We start from the raw sequence: 5,264 nt of genomic DNA, 5'->3' as shown, positions 1-5,264 counted from the left end.
ATTCCGAACCTGGAAGTTAAGCCCGACAGCGCCGATGGTACTGCGACCGGTAGGTCGTGGGAGAGTAGGACGTCGCCGGACATTCACACTGCTAAGGGCCACCCACACCGGGTGGCCCTTAACATTTGTGCCAGTACTTTTAGTTGCCACAGCCACAGCCACAGCCACAGCCACGGCCGCAGAGGCTGAGAGGTTGCGTGGCGGAGCCCGGGGCTCAGAGGTCGGCGGGCGAGATGCCGACGAGGGCCGCGGCGGCGCAGATGTGCACGGGGGACAGGTCCGTCGGTGCGACCGGGGCCTGGAGGAGAGTTCCTCGTTCGAACGGCGTCAGCGTGATGTCGATGCCGTGGGCGCCGGCGACCAGGCCGCGAACGTAGGTCAGCCACCCCATGGTCGGGATGCCGCGGCGGAAGAGGCCGGCGGCGGTGGCGAGTTCGGTGTCGGCGATGCTGGCCCATTCGGGTTCCCAGATCGTCACGACGGCCCGAAGTACCTGGGCGAAGCGTTCTGACTGGCTGAGGGCCTCGTCGTCGCTCCAGTGCAGAGTCAGTTGGTCCGAGGCTGTGGTGAGGGTGCTGCCCATCGAGAGGTCGAACAGCCAGGGGAGCTCACCGGTGCTCTGGAGATGCAGCCTGGTGGTGCTCGAGCCGTTCGACAGGACCTTGGTGGTCGCCTCGACCATTTCTTCCAGCGGAGTCGTCGCGTCTGCCTCGAGCACGTGGTAGCCCCAGCGCTCGTCCTGGGTCCAGAGATGGACGTCCGGGAAGGCGACCGCCACGGCTGTCAGGGTGCGGCCGACTCGCAGTGCGCGGTGTTCGATGCTCTCGTCGCGGTGCGCCCACTGGGCGCGTAGGAGCCAAGATGCCATCTCACGCCCTCCGATCGACTGCCGGCTGGAGCTGCCCCACGGACGGTACGCCGCTCGGTGATGGGTTGACCAGGTGTGAACGGTTTGAGCGGGCAAGATCCCCAATCCGCGGACACGTCACCGATCCAGTGTGAACGATCCCCAGGTCAAAGCCGACCACTGGGGTCCCCTTTTCGCAGTCTCACGCCCAAAACCCACCACCGCCCGACAGCGGGACTATTCCGCGGGCTCGAGGGTGGGAGTGGTGAGGTCGAGGGTGGGGCGGGGGCCCCGGTAGGAGTCGAGCCAGGCGCGCAACAGCTCTACCCGGGCCGAGTACTCCTCGTTGCCCTTGACCACCGGTGCCTGGTTGTACGCCATCGTGTCCGAGCTGCGGCGCAGCTTCACGTAGAGCCGTGACGATGACAGTGCGTAGCGCTCCATGTCGTCCTGGAGCGCGCCGATTACCGTGATGTTCCGGTCCCGGCCGATCTGCTCGAACAGCGCAACCGCCTCTCGCCGGTGCTGGGAGCCCAGGTTCCGCCCGAGCTCGTCCAGGATCAGCAGCAGCGGCCGGTCGCGTCCACCCGCCAGCGCGGCGGCGCAGACGAGCTTGACCGCCTTCTCGTCCATCTGCGCGGTGTTGCCCTTGACGTTGAACGCCGAGAACGGCCCACCCTCGGACCGCCGCCACTTCGGCGTCACGGTCCACCGCCAGGGCTTGTCGGGCTCCGCCGGCGGGTCGGGCTGGGGGTATTCCAGCTTCGCCCCGTAGCCGCCGTACTGCTGGTCCAGGCGGTCGAACTCGGCCGAGACCAGCTTCAACCGCGACTTAATGCCGTCAGCAAGGGACGACCGGTGAGCGCGCGCGGTGCTCTCCGCCTCGCCGAGCCCCTCGCGGGCGCGTTCGAGGGCGGCGTTGCGTTCGGCGCGCTGACTGGCGATCTGCTGTTGCTGCAGGCTGTCGAAGGTCTCGTGCTGGGCGAGGTGGCTCGCCAGCGTCCGCTGCAACGCCGGAACGAGGCCCACTCGTACTCCGAGGGTCCCGGTGGACCAGCCGTCCGCGCCGTTCAGGATCTCCCAGAGTTCTGACGGGATCTCCTCGCGCGAACGGGCGTTCGGGAAGCACCGGCGTACGACGTCGTCGAGCTGGGTGCAGGCCTGATGGTTCCAGTCGGCGGTCGTACGGCGCTGGGTGTCGTCCGGCAAGCCGAGCAGGAACGTCGAGGCCTCCTCCGCCGAACCGCCCCACGCGGTGGCCCGCGAGACCAGGTCCAGCCCGGTCTGCTCCTCGAGCAGGACCAGCCGCCGTCCGGCGAGGTCGTCGAGGATGCGGTCGTGGTCCCGCCGGGTCGCCTCGAGGTTCTTCAGCCGCTCGTCCCGTACGAGTTGCTGCCCCGCCGCGGCCTCGGCAGCCTCCTTTGCGGCCCGCAACAGAGGAGCCAGCTCGTCCCGGTCGGTCTCATGTCGATCGTTCGCCTCGCGGAGCGCGAGGATCTGCTTCTGTACGTCGGAGGCAGTCCCGAGAGCCTGCGCGGCCGCGGTACGACGCTCGGCTGCCGCCACGCGAGCGCGGGCCTGCTCCAAGGCAGAAAGTGCTGCCGAACGAGCCTCGTCAGCCGCGGAAAGCCGACGGCGGGCCGCTTCGATCCGAGCGGTCCGCCCGGTGATCGCTTCCTCGAACTGCCCGACGGCGACCACACCAGCAGCCTCGTCGATGACCTCCTTCGCGGCACGAGAAGCCAGTGCCACGAAGAACGCATCCAGCTTGAACCGCTTGTCCGCGGACGACGGGCCGGCGCCGAAGGAAGCGCCCGGCCGGTTCGCCAGTACCAGCAAGAACCCTGCATACCCGGCATCGGCCAGAGCCGAGGCAGCAAGCGCAGAGTCGACAGCGTCGACGACCACGGCCTCGCGGTACGGCGCCAGCCGGGGCTCCCACTCAGCCCGGTCCGCCTCCGACAGCTCAGTGATATCCGTCAGTGCACCGCACGCGATGCCCGCGTTCTCCAGCACCTGCTGTTGCGGGGCCGACACGGTCTGACCGCTCTCGGCTTCACGCAACTCAGCCGCCGCGTAGTCAACCGCCATCCGCGCGGCATGATCCAGACCGATGTGCTCCTCGAGCAGGGCGCGAGCCTCGTCCTGCTCGGCCGCGGCCGCAGCCAGATCCCGGCCGTCCGCGGAACGACCGGCGTCAACCAGCCGACGATGCTCCTGGCCGAGCCGTTCGAGCTGCTCCCGCACCGAACGCTGCGCAAGATCCAGCTCCCGGTCGCGGGCGTCCAGCTTGTCCCGCTCCTGCCGGGTCAGCTGGACGTCGCGCAGCAGGTTCTCCTCGCTGCCGAACGCGTCGATCTCGCCGTCCACGGCCTCACGCCGTGCTTCTTGCTCGGCGACACGTTCCGCCACTTGAGCGAGCTCATGCAGGATCTCGCCGTTCCGCGCGTCACCGTCGACCAGGTGCCGCGCACACCGGGCGAGCCAGGAATCCCGGGCCGACGCCAGCGCAGTACGGGCGGCTGCGCGTTGGAGGATGCCGACCTCGACTGTGGCCATCTCCTGTTCCCAGCGCTGCAGGTCGGCCGTCGCCTGCTTGGTCGCCTCGCGCTGGGTGTGCTCGGCGGAGCGGTGGGCCTGCTCCTGCTCGAGCTCGTGGTCGAGCCCGGTCAGGGTCGCGATCGCGTTGAAGATCCGCGCCGGGCCGAGCTCGTTCAGCGGTTCGGCGAGCAGATTGGCCGTCGGCGAGGACCTGACCGAGGTCGAGAGGAACGACACGCACCGGACCTGGCCGCCGTACAGGACGTTGGAGAGCTTGTTCGCGTGGAAGTCGGTGCGGCCGTTCGAGTGCGGGAGCGCAGCCCACAGCGCGTCGGCGCCGGCAGCGCGCTCGGCCTCGGTCGCGCCGTACGGGACGTGCAGGCCGCTCTTCCAGCGCAGATCGAGGTACGACGCTTTGCGGTTGATGCGGATCCACACGGTGATCGCGGCGGCCTCGATCTCGGCTAGCTCCGTGAGATCGGGTTCCGAGAAGACCCCGACGATGTAGCCGCGATCGACGTTCGACCAGTTGCCTTCCTGGCCGGCGGCTTCCGCGGTGAAGAGCAGTTCGGCGGCTCCCGGCGCACCGCTGGTCAGCCGCCACTGGTCGTCGGCGTGCAGCAGTGAGAGCGCGGCGATCCAGGACGACTTGCCGGCGCCGTTCGAGTCGGTCGGGCCCTGGCCGGCGACCGTGACGAGGCCCTGGCCGACCATCGGGATCGGGTGCGTCGACAGGCGGGACAGATCCACCACCTGGACGCCGAGCAGCACCTTCGAGCCGAGGATGTCGAACGGTCCGTCCTCCGGCCGTCCGGCGCCCGATGGTGTGCTCATGCCGCTCCTTCTTCCGAGGTGGTGCCTTTGCGTGCGCGGATGGCTTCCGCGATGGGGCTCGCCGGCGCGGCCGCGAGGATCAGCTGATCCTGCAGGCGTCGCCGGGCGGCCGGGGTGAGTCGTTGCAGTTGCGGACCCGGGATGTAGCTCGGGCCGCCGGAATGGTCGCCGGACAGCTGGATGAGTCCGGCCGCGCGCAGTCGTTGCAGTGCGAGCCGGCGCTCCTCGCTGCTGATCCTGGTGGTGCGTAGTTCGTCGACCGTGGTGGGTCGGGCGGATTTCCAGCTGTCGCCGGTCAGGATTCCTTCGCTGCGGGGGATCGCGACTGAGTGCACCAGGACAAGCACGAGCACAGCGCGGTCGACCGTCGACAGAGGTTGCCAGCCCTGCGCGGTCAACGCTTCCGCGATGTCGTCCGCATAGCCCGCGGTCCAGTGCGTGCCGTCGACCTGCACGAGGGTCCGGCCGATCAGCTTCAGCATCTTCTGCACCTGTCGGCGGAGCGTGACGTCCCGCAGCCCGGCCAGCTGCACCTCGGCCACGGGATGCGCGGAGTACTGCACAGCACTGAAAGCAGCCAGTACTTCGTCCCGCGACCGGTCGCTCAGGTCCTGCAACAGAGGATCGAACAAAGCATGTCGCTCGCTCACAGCTCACCCACCCCGTACTCCGCATCCGTGTCGGCCTCATCCGTAGAGGCGAGGCCGTCGGATGTCACCGGCTGCTGGGAATCTGAGGCGGTGGGGTCTGCCGAGGCGAGTGGTATCGACGAATGGGCGGACGTCGGATGCGCCTCAGAGGGGTCGGGGTTTGGCAAGTGGTCCGCGGGTGGGGTGGTGGGGTGCGGCATTAGGACGGCCGCGGGTGGGTCGGGGAGGATTCGGCAGACCTCGCGGAGGGCGGTGAGGTCGCGGGTGGTCCAGGTAATGGTGCGGGGGCCTAGGCGGACCTTGCCGGACTTCTCGTCCCAGATCAGCCAGCTTGTCGCGTGCAACCGGCGGAGGCTGCCGATGATCAGGGTCAGGTCGCTTGGTTGTTCGGG

Annotated in this window: 4 protein-coding genes and 1 rRNA gene; 1 reads left to right on the top strand and 4 read right to left on the bottom strand. The window is 68.9% G+C overall.

All coding sequences use genetic code 11. From position 1 onward, the window contains the following. Nucleotides 1–81 (top strand): 5S ribosomal RNA (gene rrf, locus VFG33_RS27165); the annotation flags it as partial. A 133-nt stretch (nucleotides 82–214) separates the two neighbouring features. On the opposite strand, the gene VFG33_RS27160 is transcribed toward rrf, so the two are convergent. From VFG33_RS27160 to VFG33_RS27145, 4 genes are all read right to left on the bottom strand, one after another. Next, the gene (locus VFG33_RS27160; RefSeq protein ID WP_325055801.1) at nucleotides 215–868 is read right to left on the bottom strand and encodes a hypothetical protein; all 654 of its coding nucleotides are present in this window, start codon (nucleotides 866–868) and stop codon (nucleotides 215–217) included. Between the two features lie 216 nt (nucleotides 869–1,084). After that, nucleotides 1,085–4,222, bottom strand: a complete 3,138-nt coding sequence (locus VFG33_RS27155; RefSeq protein WP_325055800.1) for a coiled-coil domain-containing protein — start codon at nucleotides 4,220–4,222, stop codon at nucleotides 1,085–1,087. Further along, entirely contained in the window at nucleotides 4,219–4,872 is a 654-nt protein-coding gene (locus VFG33_RS27150) for a hypothetical protein (protein WP_325055799.1), read from the bottom strand. The genes VFG33_RS27155 and VFG33_RS27150 overlap by 4 nt, the downstream gene beginning before the upstream one ends. Then, a partial coding sequence (locus tag VFG33_RS27145) for a hypothetical protein (RefSeq protein WP_325055797.1) occupies nucleotides 4,869–5,264 on the bottom strand: 396 nt, incomplete at its 5' end. The genes VFG33_RS27145 and VFG33_RS27150, both read right to left, overlap by 4 nt.

This window comes from Kribbella sp. (genome assembly GCF_035687465.1).
In the GTDB taxonomy this organism is placed as follows: Bacteria; Actinomycetota; Actinomycetes; order Propionibacteriales; family Kribbellaceae; genus Kribbella.
The sequence above is the reverse complement of the archived record's forward strand: the minus strand, read 5'-3'. Positions and strand labels throughout refer to the sequence as shown.